The 20,697-nt window shown below is 45.0% G+C and carries 18 protein-coding genes; 7 read left to right on the forward strand and 11 right to left on the reverse strand.

Features of this window, described 5'->3' with window-relative positions; genetic code table 11:
• Nucleotides 1-37 precede the first annotated feature (37 nt).
• From BSQ33_RS21685 to BSQ33_RS18345, 3 genes are all read right to left on the reverse strand, one after another.
• Nucleotides 38-244: a hypothetical protein gene (locus BSQ33_RS21685; RefSeq protein ID WP_021019986.1), complete on the reverse strand. Its 207-nt coding sequence runs from the start codon at nt 242-244 to the stop codon at nt 38-40.
• Nucleotides 245-669: 425 nt separating this feature from the next.
• Nucleotides 670-2,427 carry a diguanylate cyclase gene (locus tag BSQ33_RS18340; protein WP_198298222.1) on the reverse strand — a complete coding sequence of 586 codons (1,758 nt, stop codon included), beginning with the start codon at nt 2,425-2,427 and terminating at the stop codon, nt 670-672.
• A gap of 349 nt (nt 2,428-2,776) precedes the next feature.
• On the reverse strand, nt 2,777-3,556 hold the full coding sequence (locus BSQ33_RS18345) for a hypothetical protein (RefSeq protein ID WP_157721435.1): 780 nt from the start codon (nt 3,554-3,556) through the stop codon (nt 2,777-2,779).
• Between the two features lie 350 nt (nt 3,557-3,906).
• Here BSQ33_RS18345 and BSQ33_RS18350 point away from each other — a divergent pair, with 350 nt between their 5' ends.
• Nucleotides 3,907-4,572 carry a phage repressor protein CI gene (locus BSQ33_RS18350; RefSeq protein ID WP_021019990.1) on the forward strand — a complete coding sequence of 222 codons (666 nt, stop codon included), beginning with the start codon at nt 3,907-3,909 and terminating at the stop codon, nt 4,570-4,572.
• A gap of 3 nt (nt 4,573-4,575) precedes the next feature.
• Here BSQ33_RS18350 and BSQ33_RS18355 read toward each other — a convergent pair whose 3' ends face one another.
• The gene (locus BSQ33_RS18355) at nt 4,576-4,986 is read right to left on the reverse strand and encodes a GNAT family N-acetyltransferase (RefSeq protein WP_088134871.1); all 411 of its coding nucleotides are present in this window, start codon (nt 4,984-4,986) and stop codon (nt 4,576-4,578) included.
• 339 nt (nt 4,987-5,325) lie between these two features.
• Here BSQ33_RS18355 and BSQ33_RS18360 point away from each other — a divergent pair, with 339 nt between their 5' ends.
• Nucleotides 5,326-5,952 (forward strand): helix-turn-helix domain-containing protein, encoded by a 627-nt coding sequence (locus tag BSQ33_RS18360; protein ID WP_021019992.1) that lies wholly within the window; start codon nt 5,326-5,328, stop codon nt 5,950-5,952.
• A gap of 175 nt (nt 5,953-6,127) precedes the next feature.
• Here BSQ33_RS18360 and BSQ33_RS18365 read toward each other — a convergent pair whose 3' ends face one another.
• Nucleotides 6,128-6,541 (reverse strand): GFA family protein, encoded by a 414-nt coding sequence (locus BSQ33_RS18365; protein ID WP_088134872.1) that lies wholly within the window; start codon nt 6,539-6,541, stop codon nt 6,128-6,130.
• Nucleotides 6,542-6,856: 315 nt separating this feature from the next.
• Here BSQ33_RS18365 and BSQ33_RS18370 point away from each other — a divergent pair, with 315 nt between their 5' ends.
• On the forward strand, nt 6,857-7,282 hold the full coding sequence (locus BSQ33_RS18370; protein ID WP_088134873.1) for a VOC family protein: 426 nt from the start codon (nt 6,857-6,859) through the stop codon (nt 7,280-7,282).
• 98 nt (nt 7,283-7,380) lie between these two features.
• Here BSQ33_RS18370 and galM read toward each other — a convergent pair whose 3' ends face one another.
• The 3 genes from galM to BSQ33_RS18385 are packed head-to-tail and all read right to left on the reverse strand — an operon-like array spanning nt 7,381 to nt 10,668.
• Nucleotides 7,381-8,433 (reverse strand): galactose-1-epimerase, encoded by a 1,053-nt coding sequence (galM, locus tag BSQ33_RS18375; RefSeq protein WP_088134874.1) that lies wholly within the window; start codon nt 8,431-8,433, stop codon nt 7,381-7,383.
• A 10-nt stretch (nt 8,434-8,443) separates the two neighbouring features.
• A complete protein-coding gene (galK, locus tag BSQ33_RS18380; RefSeq protein WP_088134875.1) occupies nt 8,444-9,604 on the reverse strand; it encodes a galactokinase in 1,161 nt (386 codons plus the stop codon).
• Nucleotides 9,605-9,615: 11 nt separating this feature from the next.
• On the reverse strand, nt 9,616-10,668 hold the full coding sequence (locus BSQ33_RS18385; protein ID WP_021020960.1) for a UDP-glucose--hexose-1-phosphate uridylyltransferase: 1,053 nt from the start codon (nt 10,666-10,668) through the stop codon (nt 9,616-9,618).
• A gap of 798 nt (nt 10,669-11,466) precedes the next feature.
• On the opposite strand from BSQ33_RS18385, the gene BSQ33_RS18390 reads away from it, so the two are divergent.
• Genes BSQ33_RS18390 through BSQ33_RS18400 form a run of 3 tightly spaced genes read left to right on the forward strand, consistent with a single transcriptional unit; the run spans nt 11,467 to nt 14,574 of the window.
• A complete protein-coding gene (locus BSQ33_RS18390; RefSeq protein ID WP_021020961.1) occupies nt 11,467-11,667 on the forward strand; it encodes a DUF1656 domain-containing protein in 201 nt (66 codons plus the stop codon).
• Nucleotides 11,668-11,671: 4 nt separating this feature from the next.
• Nucleotides 11,672-12,526, forward strand: coding sequence for an HlyD family secretion protein (locus tag BSQ33_RS18395; protein ID WP_198298223.1), 855 nt, complete (start codon nt 11,672-11,674; stop codon nt 12,524-12,526).
• Nucleotides 12,523-14,574: an FUSC family protein gene (locus tag BSQ33_RS18400; RefSeq protein ID WP_039837557.1), complete on the forward strand. Its 2,052-nt coding sequence runs from the start codon at nt 12,523-12,525 to the stop codon at nt 14,572-14,574. Before BSQ33_RS18395 ends, BSQ33_RS18400 begins: the two co-directional genes overlap by 4 nt.
• 25 nt (nt 14,575-14,599) lie before the next feature.
• Here the strand turns inward: BSQ33_RS18400 and BSQ33_RS18405 are convergent, their stop codons facing one another.
• The 3 genes from BSQ33_RS18405 to BSQ33_RS18415 form a co-directional block, all read right to left on the reverse strand.
• On the reverse strand, nt 14,600-15,136 hold the full coding sequence (locus BSQ33_RS18405) for a thioesterase family protein (RefSeq protein ID WP_027694286.1): 537 nt from the start codon (nt 15,134-15,136) through the stop codon (nt 14,600-14,602).
• A 218-nt stretch (nt 15,137-15,354) separates the two neighbouring features.
• Nucleotides 15,355-18,117, reverse strand: a complete 2,763-nt coding sequence (locus BSQ33_RS18410) for an immune inhibitor A domain-containing protein (RefSeq protein ID WP_021020964.1) — start codon at nt 18,115-18,117, stop codon at nt 15,355-15,357.
• Nucleotides 18,118-18,216: 99 nt separating this feature from the next.
• Nucleotides 18,217-18,486 carry a hypothetical protein gene (locus tag BSQ33_RS18415; protein ID WP_021020965.1) on the reverse strand — a complete coding sequence of 90 codons (270 nt, stop codon included), beginning with the start codon at nt 18,484-18,486 and terminating at the stop codon, nt 18,217-18,219.
• 760 nt (nt 18,487-19,246) lie between these two features.
• Between BSQ33_RS18415 and BSQ33_RS18420 the strand changes: the two genes are divergently transcribed.
• Nucleotides 19,247-20,653, forward strand: a complete 1,407-nt coding sequence (locus BSQ33_RS18420) for a glycoside-pentoside-hexuronide (GPH):cation symporter (protein ID WP_021020966.1) — start codon at nt 19,247-19,249, stop codon at nt 20,651-20,653.
• The last annotated feature ends 44 nt before the right edge of the window (nt 20,654-20,697 follow it).

The raw sequence follows: 20,697 nt of genomic DNA on the forward strand, positions 1-20,697 counted from the left end.
GGAATACCACCTGAAGTCTCTCTGCTCATGGAAAAGATTAGGAAGACTCGGATTCCAGAGCGACAAGTTGAGGTTTGTAGACACCTTCAAAGGAGAGTAAGCGAATTTCGATTGTGCCACCGAAGAATTCCAGTTCAACACGAGGATCCTGACTATCCTTCAGTTGCGAATCGAACGTTTCAAACAGGTCAGCCATAAAATTCCTAACCGCCTGTTCGGAATATTCCGAATAATTTTTTTTCATGTTTATACCTGCCAACGTTTTTGTGAACTGATCGTGTCGCCAGTTTCATAATGAATCATTGATGTGAATCCGGTAATAGTCACGTATATCAAGATAAGCCAAGGTGCAAAAGGGTCATTTGCTTAGGATAGCTAAGCGGCATGCCCCACGCCGCGATCAATACCCGTTCAGATTGAACAAAATTCAACCACGAAAGGTCAACAGCCCCTAAAGGTTTCGTTTTTCAAATGGAGCTATTTTTATATTTTAAAGCCACGATGGTCAACCGTTCACAATGTGTTTTTTATCCACCTCATGTTCATTCTGAGGCTATCAATCACAAATATGTGGACTTTAAATGACAATAGAGTTGATATTCACAATGCTGCATTGGTAACATGCGTTTGTCATATGAGGATAGTCGTAGCTTTAGTAGCTATAACTCCTCATTGATGCTGGTGGATTTGAATCAGTCGGCGCTCACCTGACTCAACCCGGTTTTTACCTCTGTCTTTAGCGGTATACAGGGCCATATCAGCACGTTCTATCATCTGTTCGATATTTTCATTATCCTGACGTGTCGCCACTCCGAAGCTGCAAGTGCAATGTCCCACCACGTTAAAATCATGATTCATAAATAACTGGCGGATTTTTTCTGCCAAAATACGGACGCCATGGTGATCGGTTTCAGGGCATACCACCAGAAACTCTTCGCCTCCCCAGCGGCCGGGAATATCGGTCTTCCTCACATGTTGTTTTAATAGTTCGGCAATGTTGCATAATACTTCATCACCGACCTGATGGCCGAAGGTATCGTTTACCACTTTAAAATCATCGATATCAAACATAATGATCGATAAAGGATGATTATGACGGTCCGCGCGGGATATTTCTCTCTCCAGTGTTTCATCCAGCTTCAAACGGTTATGCATCCCGGTCAACCGATCAGTAACAGACAGCACTTCAAGATGCTTGCGGTCAGTAATATTCTGCTCCACAGTGGTGTATCCAATCAGACGCTTATTGAAGTCATAAGTCGGTTCAATATAAGCAAGTACCCAATATACCTCACCGGTTTTACTGAGCTTTTTGATCTCTCCGCTCCAGGATTGATCTGCCAGAATATTATCTTTTATATCAGCAGGAAGGTTTTCAGATATATCCGAGTGACAAAATCGATAATAGGACTGACCTTTTAGCGCTTCAGCGGTATAGCCAGAGACCTGACAAAAAGCCTCAGACACAGATTCAAGACAATCGTTTAAATCCACCGTAGCATGAATTACATAATTGTCGATAATTGTATTTGCCACCAATAACTTATTGATTGTCTTCTGTGATTTAAAGTATATAGAAAAGATATAATAACCAAATAAAATAAAGAAAATAGCAAATCCGCCGATCATTACCATATGATGATCATGGATGGATTTTTTTAAATTATCTAAATGTTTCCTTTCAATATAATAGATAATTTTCCACGGATAGTGAGATGATTGACGTTCTGCATCACTGAGATAAAATCTCGTGCCATGGAGCTTGCCACTTTTCTCTACTCGAAGTAATGTATCAAAGACGCCAAACTCGTAGTCATCAATGAATGTTCCTGAAATTGCCGCACTCATTTTATGCCAGACTTGAAGATGGTCGGTTGGCATTCTAACTTGATATTTCAACTGGTATCTTTTCTCAAGTGAATTATCCGAGGCAATTTTAAACCATTGACCCATATTATTTGAAATCCAGAGATTGTTATTAATGTTATACATCCGACTCAATAAATTATCGACTTTATAACTGATAATGAGTACACCTTTCAGGTTTTTATTATTTGGTATATTTTCTATCTTCTCACCGAATACCAACACGGGTACATCATTAATCGCATTAACACTTTCTTTCATATCAATGCTGAGTGGTGAAATAAATATTTTTTTTCGGGGGAATGTCATAATATCCTTAAAGTAAGACACTTTACTGATATTGTTTAAATCTTCTTCTTGAGCAACTGAGATTTGTCTTGCCCTGTAACTGATTTTAATTTGTTCTTGCCCTGAAAAATCAACCCATCTCACTTCGGTATAGACTCGACGAGATTGAATAAAGGTACGCCATAACGATGTGATATTTTCAGTTTTCAGATGCCCGGATTGATCAAACTCAGCAGCAACGAGTGTCCTTTCAAAGAAATTCAAATCACTCACTCGCCATCTCAGAGCGTTCTCAAGTACTTTTTTAGCACTGGATATTTGGTTACTGGCATGATTTATCATGGTTGTATCGACTTTATGCAACTCAACCCGATAAAGCGTTGATAATAAAAAGAGAAATGTTCCTACCAGTAGACTATAAAACAAAAATAGTTTCGGAAATTTTCTGGTCAGTATCACTTTAGAGCATCCATCAGAATAAAATGTTATGAACCGATAGCCATAATCCCTAGCTCCAGAATTTAGCATTGACTGCTTTGGTATAAACTAAGTATGGTGCATCGTTATGATAACGCAATATCTGATTGATTTTCCGAGCAGACTGACCAGTCATACATATGCTCTACTCCGGGAGTTCAGCCTCACTGATGACAAGCTCTGACATCTTATCAACCATCGCCTGTGAAAACCGCGTCTTACGCTCGGTCTCCCACACCGGTGAAGCGATACTGACCAACACCAAACCTAAACCAACGCAAAGTGAAACCGGAAAGGATTCTTCCAGAGACAGAGACGCGCCGGCAGTGGTGATCGATTGAGCCAGAAGTGACAGATGCCCAAGCCCTAACTGACTTAACAGTTGTTCATCGTTAATCAGGTATTGCAACATATGCAGCGATTCCCCGATTAATATTTCTACCGATGAAATAACATGGGTTGCCAAAGAGATATCGGTTTCAATACTGAGAGCACCCAGCCCTAATGTCAAAATCTGTGGATGTCGATGGCGGAAGTAGTCACCAGAAAGTAAAGTCATAAGATGTTTCCGATACTCCGGTAACACCAAATAAGTGTCGTGATTATAATTTTTCACGTAAGCCGTAATCCCCAATTCGGCACATAACACCAGTGGATCAGAGGGTGGCATCATGAGATGTTCTGGTGGATGCTGGTACTTGCGGTGGTACAACAGAGATAAAAATTCCCACCATTCATTCGGAGATAAGATTGTGATATCAACCTTATCAGAGACAAACTTCAGCGGGATCTCCCGAGCCGCTTGTTGTGAAGAGAGCGCCGGCCAATATATAGGTGAGTGTTTCCAGTAAATAGGACCCTTTCGAGGTTGCTCAGTGACACTTGCCAACGTTTCAGTATCCAAATCGAATTCATTGATCATCATTATTCCTAATACAAATTGTCATTCAATCATTGAGTGCTGAACCCCAGCTGGAAAAAAGCCCTCAAATGAGGGCAAAGCAACGACCGGAATCGACAGCAGAATGTTGTCATCATCCGATTCAGCATAGGTTTCGCGTAAAACGGGTTGTGAATATCCCCATCATAGGAAATAGCAATTGAATACTTTATTGATTCAAATGCGTAGATTATGGAGTGACGTCATAAAAAGTGCATTTAAGGCTATTTGCAGAAAAGCCATCATGTTATCCTGTTAAGTCATTGTTTATTCAGCATGTAATGCAGGCTTGCCTTTCTACATTCATGCTCATTTGAGGATATTATTGATCGCATATGAGTAAAAAACAAGTTTCATTGCCGCCTTTTGACTATCTTGCTGGGAAGCAGGTCACAGAAAAACTATGCAACATACTAAACGTCAAAAGTACGCGCGCTCTGTCCGAGCAACTCAACGTCCCGACATCGACTTTCGCGACTTGGCATAAACGGAATGTCTGCCCTTATGAGCTGGCAATAAGACTACATTTACACAAAGGAATCTCTTTAAAGTGGCTACTACTTGATGAAGGTGATCCTTATCCGAATGCTGCCGCTCATGAATATCATGTCAATGATGAGCCAAAACGTTTGGTACATATTGATTTGTTTGCATTAAAGAATGGGCAACTCAATGATCGGGGAACGATGACGTTAGATCAGTTCTTCTTAGATGAATTGGAGATTTCCAATGTCATTGCAGTTCGTGACGGGGATATGACTTATCTGGTTGATCAGGAAGCCACCCGAGCAGTCAGCGGCACTTATCTGCTCAATGTTGATGGCCTATTATCGATTAATGCGCTGCAACGTCTGCCGGGCAAACAACTGGCACTGAACTTTGATGGTTCCGCTTTGACAGTCAACGAAGCCGACGTCAAAGTCGCCGGAAAAGTTGTCTTATTCATGTCTCGTAGACAATCTCAGGCCGAGACCCTCGATAAGACAGGTGAGACTGTTTAGTTTCTAGGGGTACCAGATGTGCATCAACCTTTCGGGATGCTCAACTTGTACAAAACCATGTTGAGCATAAAGGCCATGCGCATCTTTCGTAGTGAGTAATACACGCCGTAGCCCCTGTAAGTCGGGGGCCTCAAGGATCGTTGCTATCAACCATTTACTCAACCCTTTGCCGCGATGCGCTTCCAGAATAAACACATCTGCCAGATAAGCAAAAGTGGCTTGATCCGTGATCACTCTGGCAAAACCAACCTGTTCTCCTGAATCTAAATACACCCCAAAGCAAAAGGCATTTTCAATCGCTTTGCGAAGTACAGACTCCGGAATATTGTCAGCCCAATAACTTGTTGATAAAAAACCATAAATAATATCGAAATTCAGTTCCTTCTTATCCGAGCTGATGTAATACCCCTTCATGATGACCTCCTTGAAAAACATCAGATAACACCGCACGAACGCTTCTACAGAGAAGCGACCACACGTGAGAAAATATCATCTCATTATCTGACTGAATAACAAGGACTAACAATCAAGCAAATTACATGATTTCAGATGAAAAACTTTTTCACTGAAGACAGCTTTTATTAAAGAAAGTTTGTCGCTGGTCGCAGAACATGTTTGCATATGAAATAAATTCAACTCGATACTACGTCCCTCCTACAATCGATGGTATTCTGATTCGCACTGTTTGTTCAGCATGGATAACAGGCTTGCCCTTCTGTTTTCATGCTCAATTGAGTTCATTATTGATCGCATATGAATAAAAAACAAGTTTTATTACCAACAATTGACTATCAGTTAGGGAAACAAGTAACTGATAGGATCAGAGAAGTCTTAAATATCAAGAGCGTACGGGCTCTGGCAGAAAATGCCGAGATATCTTATTCAACCATTACGACTTGGCATCAGCGTAATAGCTGCCCATTCGACCTGGCTATCCGGTCTCATTTGCATAAAGGTATTTCTTTAAAGTGGCTGTTATTGGGAGAAGGGACACCCTATCCAAATGCGGCAACGCATGCCTATCAGGGAGACAATCATGAGGTCAAAAAGCTGATCGAGATTGATCTCTTTTGGCTAAAAAATGGCAAGCTGGTCCAGAATGGGACAATAACACTGGAGCAGTTCTTATTGGATGAACTATCCATCACTAATGTGATTGCGGTTCGTGAAGACGGTCATACCTATATTGTCGATCAGGAAGCACAACAAGCGGTTTCCGGGAGTTATCTCATCGACTTCGATGGTCTGTATTCCGTCAACGATATTCAGCGATTACCCGAAAAGCAATTGGCCATCGATTTTAAAGGTTCACCATTGGTTGTTGCTGAGGATGCACTGAAAGTCTCTGGCAAGGTCGTCCTACGCATGTCCCGTGAATAAACACACAAACAGCCTCACCACAGACTAAACCGTGGGGAGTCTGGACAGCTCACCTGACCGATTGCAACTTTCGCTTTTCAACGCTCAATGACAACGATGGCAGCCACATTCATGGCTGCCATCGATTTGTGATGTCCACTAAAAATCAGGACCGTTTGTGAGCAAAACAACATGCTCAAGCCTGCTTTTCGGCTGTCGGCATGCCTTCAGGAATGGTATCCCAACTCAATTTTTCACTCGTCCATATATGGCGTGATGGTGTAAAAAGGGTATCGTCAGCCAATCCGGCTGGCTTCAATTTTAATTTAATCGCGTCCGGTTCTGCCGGATTCACATGATAAATACGCACCCCACACTCCGGGCAGAATTTAGCAACATTGGTATTGCCACTCTCTGCAACTCGACACCACTCTTTCATGTCTCCGGAGAAACGAATATTTTCAGCAGAAACCAGCGCTGTGACACTAAAAGGGGCACTAGACAGCTTTTGACACTCCTGACAATGGCAAGCAATCACTCTTTGTGGTGCAGCAAGTAATTCGTAGGTGACCTGACCACATTGACAGGCACCATGGATAGGAAATTCCATCTTAAATTTCTCCTCGATTGATGTATTTCTTCCAGTACAGAGGTACGCATTGAAGTACGACGTATCGAAACCAACCTATCATCGCAGAACAATACATTTGACTCAATCACTTGATCTACGGTTCCCCACATCGACAGAACGGACACAACCTCTGATACGGCACGCCTCAAAAAAATAAAAAAATGCTTTACCTCAAGTTAACTTGAGGTTTTATATTTCCTCATGCGTTAGCAATAATGAGTAACGAGACATCCTGATACCCAACTCAATCATATTGTTAGCAGTCAATTCTCAAAATAAGATAAGGAGTTCATGATGATTCATTTAGAACACGTTAATCTGGTTGTCCGGAAAGATGACGTTCCTGCCATGCTGAAATTTTATCAGGCAGCTTTTCCACACTGGCATATCAGAGATCAGGGCGTATCGAGTTGGTATGGTAAATCCCGGACATGGCTCCACTTTGGTGACGATTATCAGTATCTGGCGATCAGTGACAATGGCGAAGGAGAAAACCGGGATTTAACCGGTCACCAAGTTGGGCTGGCGCATTTTGCTTATGTCACCAATAATCTTGACGCTGTCATTACCCGCCTGACTGATGCCGGATTCGAGATTGCAAAAGATGGTGCAGAACACCCACATCGGAAAAATATTTACTTTATTGACCCGGCAGGATTTGAAGTTGAGTTTGTTGAGTATGTGAGTGACATCGTCAGCGAAAGGAATAGTACGATTTAATCTGTGTGAACACTGATAATATGCCGAATAACCATGCTCCGGCATATTATCATAGACGTACATCAATGTGCTTTAACAACTGCATATTGGCGCAGTTGTTAAAACTCAAACTGATAACAAGTTGTGTGCTGATAGGTTTCACCCGGTTGCAGAATACAGCTAGGTTGTTGCCATTCAGGATGGTTGGGGGAATCCGGTAAAAACTGCGTTTCTAAAGCAATCCCCGCATATTGGGAGTAGACATGATCACCACGTCCCGGCGTGCCTGTCAGCCAGTTACCGGTATAAAGCTGGATAGCTGGCATCGTGGTGGTGACATGCATCTGAATCTGTTCATCAGCACTGGTTAATGATGCCACGCGGCTTGCTAAATCACGTTCATCCCGGAATAAGTAGGCATGATCGTAGCCTTGTGCGGTCATTTGCTGCTGATCCTGCATTAAATCAGCTCGCACTTGTTTGGTACGCCGAAAATCAAAACCGGTACCCGTCACATCTTGCAGCGATCCGAGCGGAATGCCTGTATCACTAATCGGTAAAAACGCATCCGCATCTAACCAGAGAGAATGGTCGAGACAAGAGTCTCCCAGATCGGCACCGTGCAGGTTAAAATAAGCGTGATTGGTCAGACTAACGGGCGTCGGTCTATCCGTTGTCGCATGATATTCAATCAACACCTGATCAGCGTCAGTCACGGTATACGTTACCGAAACGACTAAATCACCGGGGAATCCCATCTCACCATCCGGAGATGTGGTAGAAAACCGGACTTGATTTTCTGTCTGCTCAGCGACGTCCCAGCGACGGTTATGGAACGCCTGTTTGCCACTATGCAGGCAATTACCGTTTTCATTCGCATCAAGCTCATATTGTTTGCCGTCAAGGGTAAAGCTGGCATTGGCAATCCGGTTGGCATAAGGCCCGATCGTCATCCCCAAATAACTTGTCTGAGTCAGTAACGTCTCTTCAGAATCGACCCCCAGCAACACTTCCCGCATTTCACCCTGACCGAGTGGTAACTGGCAACTGAGCCAAGTGGCTCCCATCGGGGTGAGTTCGAGACGCATGCCGCGCGAGTTCTGCAAAACAATCGAGTCTTTCCATTGCGTTTGATGCCCTGCCGATGTTTGTTCGGCAAATGATTTTTGCATTATTATGTCCTCATGATTCAGAAATCAGGCCTGCCCCGTGTGTCGCTTGGCAGACATAGATAGATGCTTGCAAACCAGTCGCAGCTTGATACTGCGTTTCAACGGCAGTCCGGACTCTTGCCACGAATGCGGGCGGCACTAACGCGACCACACATCCACCGAAACCGCCACCGGTCATCCTGACACCCCCCTGTTCGCCGATCTCCGTTTTTATCAAATCTACCAGTATATCGATTTCTGGTACTGTTATTTCAAAATCATCCCGCATTGAAATATGGGACTGTGCCATCAGTTTGGCAACCGTGTGGATATCACCAGCAGCAAGGGCTTGGGCCGCTTTACAAGTCCGGTCATTTTCAGTAATGACATGCCGGGCTCTGCGGGCAACAACCTCATCCAGCTCATTGAACCGTGCGTTAAGCTGTTCCAGCGTCACATCTCGCAACGCTTTAACGCCAAACTGACGCGCTGCTGCTTCGCACTGCTCACGACGCGTATTATATTCGCTGTCAACCAAGCCTCGCTGTTTATTTGAATTGATGATCATGACAACCATCTCGGAGGGGAGCGACACCGCCTGAGTCATTAAGTCCCGGCAATCAATCAACAATGCATGATTTTCATCCCCTTCCGACGAGATCAGTTGGTCCATAATCCCACAGTTACAACCGACAAATTCATTTTCTGCCTGTTGTGCATTCAACGCAATCTCCTGCTGGCTAATTTCAAGGTTCAGTAACACTTTAAATGTTTGTCCAATCACAACTTCCAGCGCAGCAGAAGAACTTAACCCTGCCCCCTGGGGAACATTACCACTGACAGTCATATCCAGACCGCACAACGCATAGCCGCGTTCAATTAAACACTTCACCACACCACGGATATAATTCGCCCACATGTTGTCAGGCTGAAATTCGATGGGTGCATTGAGATCAAATTCATCGATCGCGTTCTGGTAATCACAAGCCACCACCCGAATACGGGTATCCTGACGTTTCGCTGCGGCGACAACCGTCTGATAATTAATCGCACAAGGCAAGACAAACCCGTCGTTGTAATCGGTATGTTCACCAATCAAATTCACACGACCGGGCGCCTGAATCAGATGACTCGACTGATATCCGAAAACTTCGGCAAATGATGTTTTTACATTTTGAATTGGATTCGACATCTTGTTTCTCTTTATTGTTCTTTATAATGAATCTCACTGACATCACGCAAATACTGCGCCGCTTGTTCCGCTGTCAGATCCCGCTGCGTTTCAGCCAGCATTTCATAACCCACCATAAACTTACGTATCGATGCACTGCGTAGTAACGGTGGATAAAACAACGCGTGCAATTGCCAGTGATCAATATCCGTCCCTTGCTCAAAGAATGGCGCATAATGCCATCCCATCGAATAAGGGAAGGAACATTGGAATAGATTGTCATATCGACAGGTGAGTTTTTTGATAGCCAGCGCCAGATCATCCCGCTGTTCATCCGTCAGATCGTTCATCCGACGCACATGCGTTTTTGGCAACAAGAGCGTCTCATAGGGCCACACGGCCCAGAAAGGCACCACCGCCAGCCAGTGTTGCGTTTCGACCACAGTTCGAGAGCCATCATTCAACTCAGTCTGAACATAATCGACCAGTAAATTAGAGCCATGTTGCTCAAAATATGCTTTCAACTGTTTATCTTTACGCTCAATTTCATTCGGCAGAAAGCTGTTAGCCCAAATCTGGCCATGCGGATGCGGCTGAGAGCATCCCATCATTTCCCCTTTGTTTTCAAAGGCCTGCACCCAGACATAGGACTGCCCCAATTCTTCGATTTGCGCATTCCATGTATCAATGACTTGACGGATCTGTTGTGGCGCAAGTTCCGGCAACGTCTTGCTATGATCAGGAGAGAAGCATATCACGCGGCTTAACCCCTGCACGCCCTGCACTTTCAACAGCGGATTGTCGGTTTCAGGTACAGCGGGAGAATCCGGCATCAACGCTGCAAAGTCATTACCAAAGACATAAGTATCCGCATAATCAGGGTTCATCTCTCCCGAAACCCGCTGATTCCCCGGGCACAAAAAACAAGATTCATCATAGGATGGAATATCGCTGTGACTGGGCGGCTCGTTGAGCCCACTCCATGGCCGCTTCGCCCGGTGTGGCGAGACCAGTACCCATTGCCCGGTCAGCGGGTTGTAACGACGATGAGGATGAGCACTCGGGTCAAATAATTGATTTGTCATTGTCACTTACTCTTTATGCATGAATGCAAACAGGAAATTCATAAACCATTCGGGTAAAGACGACCAATGCCAAACCATTCGCGCTTTCAGCACGCATTCAGCTGATTAGCCTCCGCCCCCAAATAGAATGTGAGTCTAACAGCACCGCTCTCTCTGTTTCTGTGATTAAAACCACACTGTGGAAACGTTTACACAAGCATGTACTGAATGGAATGGGATGGATTTTTTTCTCCGTAATCAAGCGAACTCAGATGGTGAAACCGAACCGTTGGGATGCTTTTCTTGTTATTACTTTTCTTGTTAATAAGAATGCGCTAGCATGAATTGATGTCGCCCAAATCGTGTCGGCGTAACATCTTCGGTAGGGGCTGTTGACCTTTCGTGATGGTTTTTGCAGCAATTTGTCGTGCATTTAGTCAAGGCAGGTCATGTGAAGTGTAGCGATCTACATGAACTATGACCTAACGCTGGATAAATGAGCGACAAATGCTGCCCAGAGGGTTCATCTGAACGTGTCTTGCTCTTTGTTACGGGTCATTTGCTTAGGATAGCTAAGCGGCATGCCCCGCGCCGCGATCAATACCCGTTCAGATTGAACAAAATTCAACCATGAAAGGTTAACAGCCCCTAGCACTGGTCAGGATACCATTCAGCAACCCATGCTGTTCTTTTCCGCGTGACATAAACGTCGTATCATGACCAACTTCCTGCCTGCGGGAATGCCAAAGCAAGTATCTTGATCTCAGCTATCGCACGACTGTCATGAAACTCATGACAGCTTAATTTAAGGGAGCACAAGTGTTACACGAAATTCCATTGTTGGGGCTTCTCTTTAGCCCGTTAGTGGTTTACATCCCTCTCGCACTTGGGATCACGTACCTCATCCGGATCGTGCTGTTTCGCACTGGTATCTATGCAAAAATCTGGAAACCCGCATGGATGCTGGTCAGTCTCTTTGTCTGTATTTTATCTCTTTCTGTCACACTCTATGGAGCTTAATGCGATGAAAAAATTTTCGACTATCATCATGATCCTGATCGCTGTCTGCTCCGGTTACTGGCTCTGGCATCATTATATGCTGACGCCCTGGACCAGAGATGCGAGAGTAAACGCCCATATCATTACCATCTCACCGGATGTTTCCGGTTTTGTCACACAGGTTGCGGTCAACGATAATCAGACGGTCCGTCAGGGGCAGATACTGTTCCAGATCGATCCGAAACGTTACGAGATTGCGGTGTCTCAGGCGAATGCGACCCTGAAAAATCGTTTTGCGGCTTGGGAATTGTCAAAACACAAATATGAACGGCGTAAAAATCTGCCGAGTCAGGACTCGATCAGCAGTGAAGATCTGGAAACATCCCGAATTAACATGGATATTGCCAAAGCAAACTATCAATTAGCGCAAGCCCAGTTAGATGAAGCGAAGCTCAATCTGGCAAGAACCAAAATCGCGGCACCGTTTGACGGTACGGTGATTAATCTGAGCCTACGTTCCGGCAATTACGTCCGTCAGGGAACATCGGTGCTGGCATTAGTTGAGAAGAACTCGTTTTACATCACCGGCTATTTTGAAGAAACCAAAATCGCTAAAATTCAGCCCGGACAGCCGACGACGATCCAACTGATGAACGGACAACCCCCGCTAACCGGTAAAGTACTGAGCATTGGTCGTGCGATTGCAAACAGCAACACCAATACCAACAGTCAGTTGCTTCCACAGATCCAACAAACATTTAACTGGGTCAGGCTCGCTCAGCGAATTCCGGTGAATATCCGGCTCGATGATCAAGTCGATCAACAGCAGCTCAGTGCCGGCATGACCGCCTCAATCACCATACAGGAACCAACTGAGTGAGCGCTTCTGTCCTCGCCAAGGCCATCTTTTTCCCGCAGCGTTCGGCCGTTATTTTTGCCACCAAAGGGATTATTGCCATGGCCCTGTCATTATATGTGGCAATGTATTGTCAGCTAGATCGCCCTTATTGGGCGCTGGTTTCAGCGGTGTTTCTGCAAATCCGGCCGGAAAGCGGGCTGGTCATTGAAAAAGGGATCAGCCAGATCAGCGGCACCTTGGTCGGGGGCGGCATCGGCATTTTGATTCTGAACTGGTTGATGCCATTCCCGGAACTGGCATTACCGGCGCTGGCGCTCTGGCTGGGAATCATGGCGTATAGCTCTGCCATGGTACGTAATCCTAATGCGACCTATGCCTATACGATGGCTGGCGTCACGCCGATACTCATCGTCGTGTTGACCATGGCGCAACCGGCAGCAACCATATCCAGCCATACTGTATTTGATGTCGCTCAGGCTCGGATGAGTGAACTGATTGTCGGTTCAGTCTGCGCCACATTCATCAGCCTGTTTTTTTGGCCGACACATATCAAAGACAGCCTGCACGACTTATCCCGTGTGGTCGTCAATCAGACATTGCATTATCTCGATCATGAGCTGGACGAACACAAAACCCATCAGGAACGCCATCAGGCGCTTGACGCGATTTTGGAAACACTGGCCCAACTGAATGAAAGTACCAGTGCGGTTCAGTATGAAGGCCCGCAAGGCCCCAGTATTTACCGGGCTATCTCTCTGCTGAATAACAAAATTATGTCGTTGCTGGCTGTCATTCAAATCTTTGGTCGGGTCAAACGTTATCACCCCGAGCTGGATAGCCCGTTTCTCAATGAAATCGTCCGGCATATCCGCGAATCCGTCTGTCAGATGAAGGCAGAAACGGACCGACAAATCTGCTACCAAATTGCGAAAAATCTGCGCCAGAAACTGCTTATCCTCAAGCAGTCTACGGAGCAACCTAGCCCGATAGAATTACGCTTGGTCAAAGTTGCTATGGAAATGTCGGCGGATCTGGTCGTGGTCTTAACCACCTATCAGGCGATTTTCCACCGTGAAGGCACGCGACTCCATGCGCCGAAGTTTCAACCCCATCGCGATCCGTGGATCGGTATTTCCGTCGCACTGAGAACGGTGAGTGTGTTCGCCATTTCTTCGACACTCTGGATTTTTACCGGCTCATCCGCGGTGATCCTGATGATGATTTTGCCCGTCGTCTTTTCGATGATGATGGCGCGTTTACCACTCAACATTGTCACCATCGTGCTGAAACGACTGACGATCAGTGCCATCGTAGCTGTTGGTGTCGCCATTTTTTATGCGCTGAATATTCTGGCCCAAAGTTCGGCCGATTATATTTTGCTTTTGATGGTTCTGGCCGGGCCTTATTTTCTCGGTCTTCTGGCATTGGCAAACCGTCCGACATTGCCTTACGGGCTCGGCTTTTGTATTCCGTTCACAATATTAACTCGTCCGGGACCGGACATGAGCCTGTCGTTTTCTATCGACTTCGCACTGAGTAGCGGACTGGGCATTATCTGCGGCAGTTACCTGTTGTATTGGCTATTCCAAATTATCACCGGCCCCAGTCTGAAACTGATTCAAAAAGGTGTCTTAAGAGCAACGGTGAAGGATTTGAAGTCCCTTTCATGTCATCAGGAAAATGAAGAAACCCGCTTTAATGCCCGCATGACCGATCGACTCCTCCGCTCTATCGCCGGAGAAGCAACACCGGAACGACAGAGAATGACCGATATCGTACTGACAGGGCTCAATCTCGGCCATATTATTCTGCGCTTCAGCCGGATGTTAAACACGCTCGGATTGAATCAACACACCTCATCGTATCAACATTGGCAAACAGTGTTGGCGGAAGCTTATGGATTGGCTGCCCAAGGTCAGTATAGTGAGCCGCTACAAATTGCGTCTGAACAATTATTGGCCGACCTACAAGCCGCTGGGGTCAGCGAAGCACAAATTCGGATGATTGAAGGGATGATGCAACGAATCGGCTTTACGTTTGAAAGAACAGCGCAGAGTATCAACGTGTGAAACACTGCTGCATGCTTGATAGTTCTCAAATCGCATTCTGCTCTTTCTTCATTTGCAACAAGGCTTTCCAATTTTGAATGTCTTGTGGCAACTCCGGTGCATGATGGAATTCGAAGTCAGCGACTTGGAGTAATTGGCTCGTCTCCACCTTATGACCTTTACAGACAAACAAGGCCCGGATATTCGCAATCGCATGCAATCCGGTTTCACTGGTAAATCGTTGCTCCAGATAAAAATATTTTTCATCCCAACCGAGAATACGGCTATCAATATAGAATTTTTGCAAGGGTTTGATCGCACGTATAAACGTGAATTCAGAAGCATTGACGACCGGCAACCAACTGCGCTTAAGAAACGGTTTCAACAATCCCATTTCCGCCAACAGATAGGTGCGGCCTAAATCCATCAGTGCCGGATAACGTGCATTCGTCAGATGTAAATTGATATCACAATCCGTTGGCCAGGCGCGAAATCCTAATCGGGAGTTGTCCAACAAACCGAGACGCCGACAAAAACGCATCCGCCAAACTAAAAGCCACATGAAACGGAAATAAAGATTCATGATCTTCCCCTTGATCTGCATTGCATCGATTCATTCGATAAAAATCAGCGTAATCGAAAACTGGTCATACCACAATAAATATACGGGGTACAACTTGGTTTGATCACGTTGCTTTGACGTAAAAAGTGCAACCCGAAGGTTGCACTTTGTCTGTGTCAAAACACATCGCTGTCAATATAAACGGATGATAGAAACAAACCGTTATCAATTGATACTCGTTATAGATTGATGTGAATGGTTTTGGTGGTCGTCTGCCCATCGTTGTCAGTAATCGTCAATAACACCTCATACTGACCACGTTTGGGGAACGTATATATCAGTGACACGCCATGCTTTTCTTCACCATTGGGAAGCGTCCACTTGGTATCAACAATACGTCCGTCTTCATCCCAGCTAGTCGACCACAACACAACCGTCCGGAATAAATTGAAATGCCAAACATGTGCAATCGGTGCCTGACCCGGTTCAAGTACAACGACCGATTGACTCACGCGACCTGTCGCCCCCTGATCATCGGTCACCGTTAAGGAAACACGATAAGTCCCCGGCTTTTGATACGTCCACGTCGGTGCTGCGGCGGCACTTGTCTGCCCATTGCCGAAATCCCAATGATAGCTGACAATATGACCGTCCGTATCGTGACTATGGTTGACCGCTGAGACGGTCAGATCATTCACCGTGAAATCAAAATCAGCTTCGGGTGCCGTATTGGGTGTCGATTGTCGGGCGATCTTAATCAAACCATATTGATTATTCTCCCCATGTTCCAACACGTCGATTTGTAGTCCCAGTTCAGTCAATAACCGCCCTGCATCCGGTTGGCCGGGATTGCTATAATCTTGATCATCGGCAAAATTCGCATTTGCAATCAAGCTGCTATCTTCCAGAACATCGCCATTATTGTTGACCAGACGTAACGGTGCTTGGTCTTGCAATGAGAATGCCGCATCACGGACTTGGAAACGGGTTTGTGCAGCTTGGGCGCTGTTGGCCCAGACCAAAGTATTCTGGTCAGCATCAACCACACCGAGCCAGCCTTCACCGGGATGATTACCAACCCAGTTATCCGTTAGAGACTCATCCACATACCAAACCAGCAGACCCGGTTCGAATGACATCAAGCTATTGAAGCGCCGTAAATGACCCAGACCGGCATCAACACCTGCATGGCTTCGCCACTGCAACAGATAATAATGATCAGCCGTATGGAAACCATTGTTGAGACGGAAACCGTCAAAAGTGAATGTCGGTGTACTTTCCGCATCATCAATCAGTGTCGTCACCCCATCCGCGTCCAGTTGTAGGTTGTCCACATAGAGACCAGCCATAGCCAGACCGCCGTCTGTGATGTATTCAAATCCGAGGTTAATCTCTTGACCGGCCCACTTCGACAGGTCAAATTCAGCATCCACCCAACCTTGTGATTCACCGGAAATCGCTGGCACCAATCCCGTATTTTGCGGATCGTCCATCGTGGTAATATTGCCGGCCACAGACTCACCATTCACCGTGACTCGCGCGAAATCATAGTCCTTCTCGATTTGATACCATGCTTTGAACTTCAACGTTACATTGGATGCATTCGGTACCATTAAAGTACGCTGCATCTTATTCTTCAGACTATCGCCTTTATCTGAATAGAAATCATAACTGCCTTCATACGGTGGCAAGTCTTCAACTTGTTTCGGTGGCAGCGGAATCTTAACCAGATTTTGCTGATCCGTATCAATGGTCTGACGCAATTGAATCACTTTGGCATGTTGTGCCAGTTCATCCAGCGTCACTTCTGTCGTGTTAATCCACTTCCCGCCGACGGCATCTTGTAAGAACTGTTTCGACCAAGCTGAAAATGCGGTCGGTTCTGTGCCCGGCACTTTCCCGGCCCAACTGCCTGACGACATAATTGACCAGTAAGACACGGGCTCACCTTGACCGGTATATTGCGTGTCATATTCATCGGGTAACCCCAAATCGTGCCCATATTCATGTGCACATACCCCTGCGGCCGCATCGATAGGCTGCATGGTATAGTCATAGGCTGCGTACTGACCGTTAAACCGGCCCGGAACGTTACTCTGTGTGCCTTTCAGGACATAAAACTGTCCCAGATTATGACGGTGTGACCAAATCGCGTCATCACCCAACACCCCACCACCGGCTTCTTCACCGACTGATGAGTGGAAGACCATCAGGTGATCGATCACCCCATCCGGCTCACGGTAGTCACCATCATTGTCGTAGTCATAGCGATCTTCGATATCAAAATCAGCAAGGTTGACATTGGGATCTTGGGCAAGTTGATCGAGTGCTTCACGAACCAGTTGCTGTGGGTTGACATCATTGCCACCGGATTCACTGTGCCCCCCATAATAAGCCGCTTCATGCGTCGCGTGATACCATCCCATAACTTGACCGGACACCCCGTAACTATCACCGGATTCCTGATGATAATATTGACGCATTGAGATCAGATTCTGCCCGTTTGGACCGTCATAGCCGTTATCAGAGAACAATAGCGACTGATAATGTTCGGGCAAATAATCGGGATAGAACATATCGGTCAGTTCTGGGGTCAACCGGTTGTCATTCCATGGCAAATCAGGAAAATCAATCAACAAAGCAAGCACTTTATCATTGCGTTTCTGGCTGACATCCAGCGCAAAGACATTGTGTTTTTGACTCCCTTTCCCTGCTTTCATCGCTTTCAGCACTTTTGCCCGGTTGAACAATGCTTTTTTACCAAGCTGATCATCACCGCTAAAGCCATGACTAATTTTTTTCGCCAGATATGCTTTGAGTGCACGGTATTTGGCCTCTTCAGAGGCATGACGATCCACCACCCCCTTGCGAACCAGCATTTCAATCAGTTTTTCTTCATTCACAACCCCCATATCAATCGGGGCATTTGCATGGGTATAACTGCTGATGCCAATACAGCTCATCACTGCTGTTACAAGCAAGGTTTTCCTCATTTTTATCATTGGATAATCCTTCTTATTTTTTTATGTTACAAATAGCCAACGCTTCCTGAATTTTGATCAAGGATAAAATCAAAACAAACAGGTTTGTTGTGGGTGAAATTATTGTTTAGGTGGTGCAATGCATGACTTCGAAGCAGTTGTTTCAGATGCTTCTGATGATTGAGCGCCTAACGATTTATCTGGATGCATTTTTGCTTTCTTATGCAGATAAATACGCAGTGCTTCTTGCTGTTCTTCGTAGGTTAATCCTTGACAGATAACACCACGTTGAATCAGTGACTGGAGTAGTTTCTCATCCTGAGGCTGCGAGCCGGAATAAACTGAAACGGAGAAGCCCAACGTCAATAAAAATGCGATCCTTGCTTTCATATTGAGTCTTTTTCTGTAATTGATTTTTACAAAATATATTTATATTTACATTTTATCAACAAATAATTTTTTAATTTAAACCCTTCTCTCAATGCTTTGAAATATAATGAACAGCCATCATAGCATGCCCCCTATTAATTGATAAAAAAGAAGATATATCACATATTCATCAGCCACTGACGAAATTCGCTAATTCGTAAAATATAACTCGCATTCAAATTATTATCATGATAATAAAATTATTTATATTGAAATATATTTGGATAGATATCACAAATAAATCCAATCATCGCTGTTGGTATGATTATTGTCACACAAGCCGACCGCTGTCTCATTTTTGGTATCGATGTTTCACAACAGAGAATGGTAAAATTAAATACAGAGTGACTGTTCGCATCGCCCATCACTACTTTTAAATATTTATTCATCATGTGATGCGATAAGTTATTTATTTTTATAATCGGCTCAGACAAAAAATTGAGTCTTTTTCCAATGATTACGTTTTTTAATTCTTGATATCCCCTATTGTTTAATTGTGCTTCACGTCGCAAATATCATCAAAAATTAATTCAACAATAAATACAAGTTGCTGTTTTTAAAGGAATTTAGTATTTGATAGATTACTTTTTCTGCAATATTAGTCACATTAATAAAATATCATAAAACCATTGTTAATTTAGACAAATTGATTATATCTCACGACCTAACACAATAAATACTATAAATATTGGTAAAAACTGTACCCTGGAGAATAAATAAAATGACTACGACGACTACGATTAAATTGTCGGTCAAAGAGAAAGTCGCGTATGGCTTAGGTGATACTGGCTGTAACTTTGTCTGGCAGACCGTCATGCTTTTTTTAGCTTACTTTTATACGGACATATATGGGCTCTCTCCCGCACACATGGGAACCATGTTTTTACTTGTCCGTTTCATTGATGCCGTGACAGACCCGATGATGGGTTCAATTGTCGATAGAACCCGTTCAAAACATGGTCGCTACAGACCTTACCTGCTATGGATCGCCGTCCCTTTCGGGGCCGCTTGTATGTTTGCTTTTTTCACCCCGAATTTTGGAGAAACCGGCAAACTGATCTACGCTTACGCGTCTTATATTTTCTTAACCCTGATGTATACCGCAATCAATGTCCCATACTGTGCGATGGCGAATGCGCTGACCAATGATTCGAGTGAACGGACGTCGCTACAATCATATCGTTTCGCACTGAGTACAGCGGGTGGCCTGATTGTCACCATGGTTGCACTCCCGTTGGTGGATATCATCGGCAAAGGAAACATGCAGAAAGGGTATCTGGGTGCAATGGCCGTCATGGGCCTCGGTGCTATCGCATTATTCTTTTTCAGCTTCGCCAACACCAAAGAGCGCTATGTCCCAACCGAGGAAAGACAATCTGCATTACAAGACTTAAAACGGTTAATGAAAAATAGCCAGTGGCGAATCTTGTTCATCGTCAACGTCGTGCTGCTTACCGGTGTTGTCTTTAAAGGCGCATCAACGATGTACTATGTGAAAGTCGTCATGGGCCGAGCTGACCTTGCTACTATTTTCATGGTATCTGGCATGTTAGCGAATATTGTTGGGGCGATGCTATCTTCTCCATTGTTCGGCAAATATAACAAACCAACCATATACCGTATTCTGATTATCATTTCCGGCATTCTCGCAGCAGTGCTCTACTTCGTCGAACCCACCAATGTTCCGGCTGTGTTTACATTAGTCGTTCTGTTAGGTGTCGTGCAGATGAGTACGACCCCGATTTTGTGGAGTATGATGTCGGATGTGGTTGACTACGAAAAAACTCGGAGTAATCGCTCACTCAGCGGTATGGTATTTTCAACCAATCTGTTTGCTATCAAACTTGGCATCGCAATTGGTGGTGCAGGTGTCGGCTGGATTCTGGCATGGGCTGGATATCAAGGCGGTGCAGCCGTTCAAACACCACAAGCCATCGACGCAATCAACTTACTGTTTACGGTGATCCCCGGTGTCTTCTTTGCTGCGTTAGCGATATTCATGCTGTTCTATAAACTGGATAACGATAAGTTAGCCCAAATCAAAGTTGACTTAGCCAAACTTGAATTGCCTGCGTCACAATCGGCGGATCCAATCCAGACCCAGAAAGATCGGGAGGCGTTAATATAATCTTTCTGATTGAGCGGAAGATATTCGGCAAACCAGAAAGATGT

Source organism: Vibrio gazogenes (assembly GCF_002196515.1).
Taxonomy (GTDB): domain Bacteria; phylum Pseudomonadota; class Gammaproteobacteria; order Enterobacterales; family Vibrionaceae; genus Vibrio; species Vibrio gazogenes_A.

Bases quoted from the DNA above. Each gene is read 5' to 3' on its own strand.
- BSQ33_RS21685 (WP_021019986.1), bottom strand. From the start codon at position 244: ATGAAAAAAAATTATTCGGAATATTCCGAACAGGCGGTTAGGAATTTT.
- BSQ33_RS18345 (WP_157721435.1), bottom strand. From the start codon at position 3,556: ATGATGATCAATGAATTCGATTTGGATACTGAAACGTTGGCAAGTGTC.
- BSQ33_RS18350 (WP_021019990.1), top strand. From the start codon at position 3,907: ATGAGTAAAAAACAAGTTTCATTGCCGCCTTTTGACTATCTTGCTGGG.
- BSQ33_RS18355 (WP_088134871.1), bottom strand. From the start codon at position 4,986: ATGAAGGGGTATTACATCAGCTCGGATAAGAAGGAACTGAATTTCGAT.
- BSQ33_RS18360 (WP_021019992.1), top strand. From the start codon at position 5,326: ATGAATAAAAAACAAGTTTTATTACCAACAATTGACTATCAGTTAGGG.
- BSQ33_RS18365 (WP_088134872.1), bottom strand. From the start codon at position 6,541: ATGGAATTTCCTATCCATGGTGCCTGTCAATGTGGTCAGGTCACCTAC.
- BSQ33_RS18370 (WP_088134873.1), top strand. From the start codon at position 6,857: ATGATTCATTTAGAACACGTTAATCTGGTTGTCCGGAAAGATGACGTT.
- galM (WP_088134874.1), bottom strand. From the start codon at position 8,433: ATGCAAAAATCATTTGCCGAACAAACATCGGCAGGGCATCAAACGCAA.
- galK (WP_088134875.1), bottom strand. From the start codon at position 9,604: ATGTCGAATCCAATTCAAAATGTAAAAACATCATTTGCCGAAGTTTTC.
- BSQ33_RS18385 (WP_021020960.1), bottom strand. From the start codon at position 10,668: ATGACAAATCAATTATTTGACCCGAGTGCTCATCCTCATCGTCGTTAC.
- BSQ33_RS18395 (WP_198298223.1), top strand. From the start codon at position 11,672: ATGAAAAAATTTTCGACTATCATCATGATCCTGATCGCTGTCTGCTCC.
- BSQ33_RS18405 (WP_027694286.1), bottom strand. From the start codon at position 15,136: ATGAATCTTTATTTCCGTTTCATGTGGCTTTTAGTTTGGCGGATGCGT.
- BSQ33_RS18410 (WP_021020964.1), bottom strand. From the start codon at position 18,117: ATGATAAAAATGAGGAAAACCTTGCTTGTAACAGCAGTGATGAGCTGT.
- BSQ33_RS18415 (WP_021020965.1), bottom strand. From the start codon at position 18,486: ATGAAAGCAAGGATCGCATTTTTATTGACGTTGGGCTTCTCCGTTTCA.
- BSQ33_RS18420 (WP_021020966.1), top strand. From the start codon at position 19,247: ATGACTACGACGACTACGATTAAATTGTCGGTCAAAGAGAAAGTCGCG.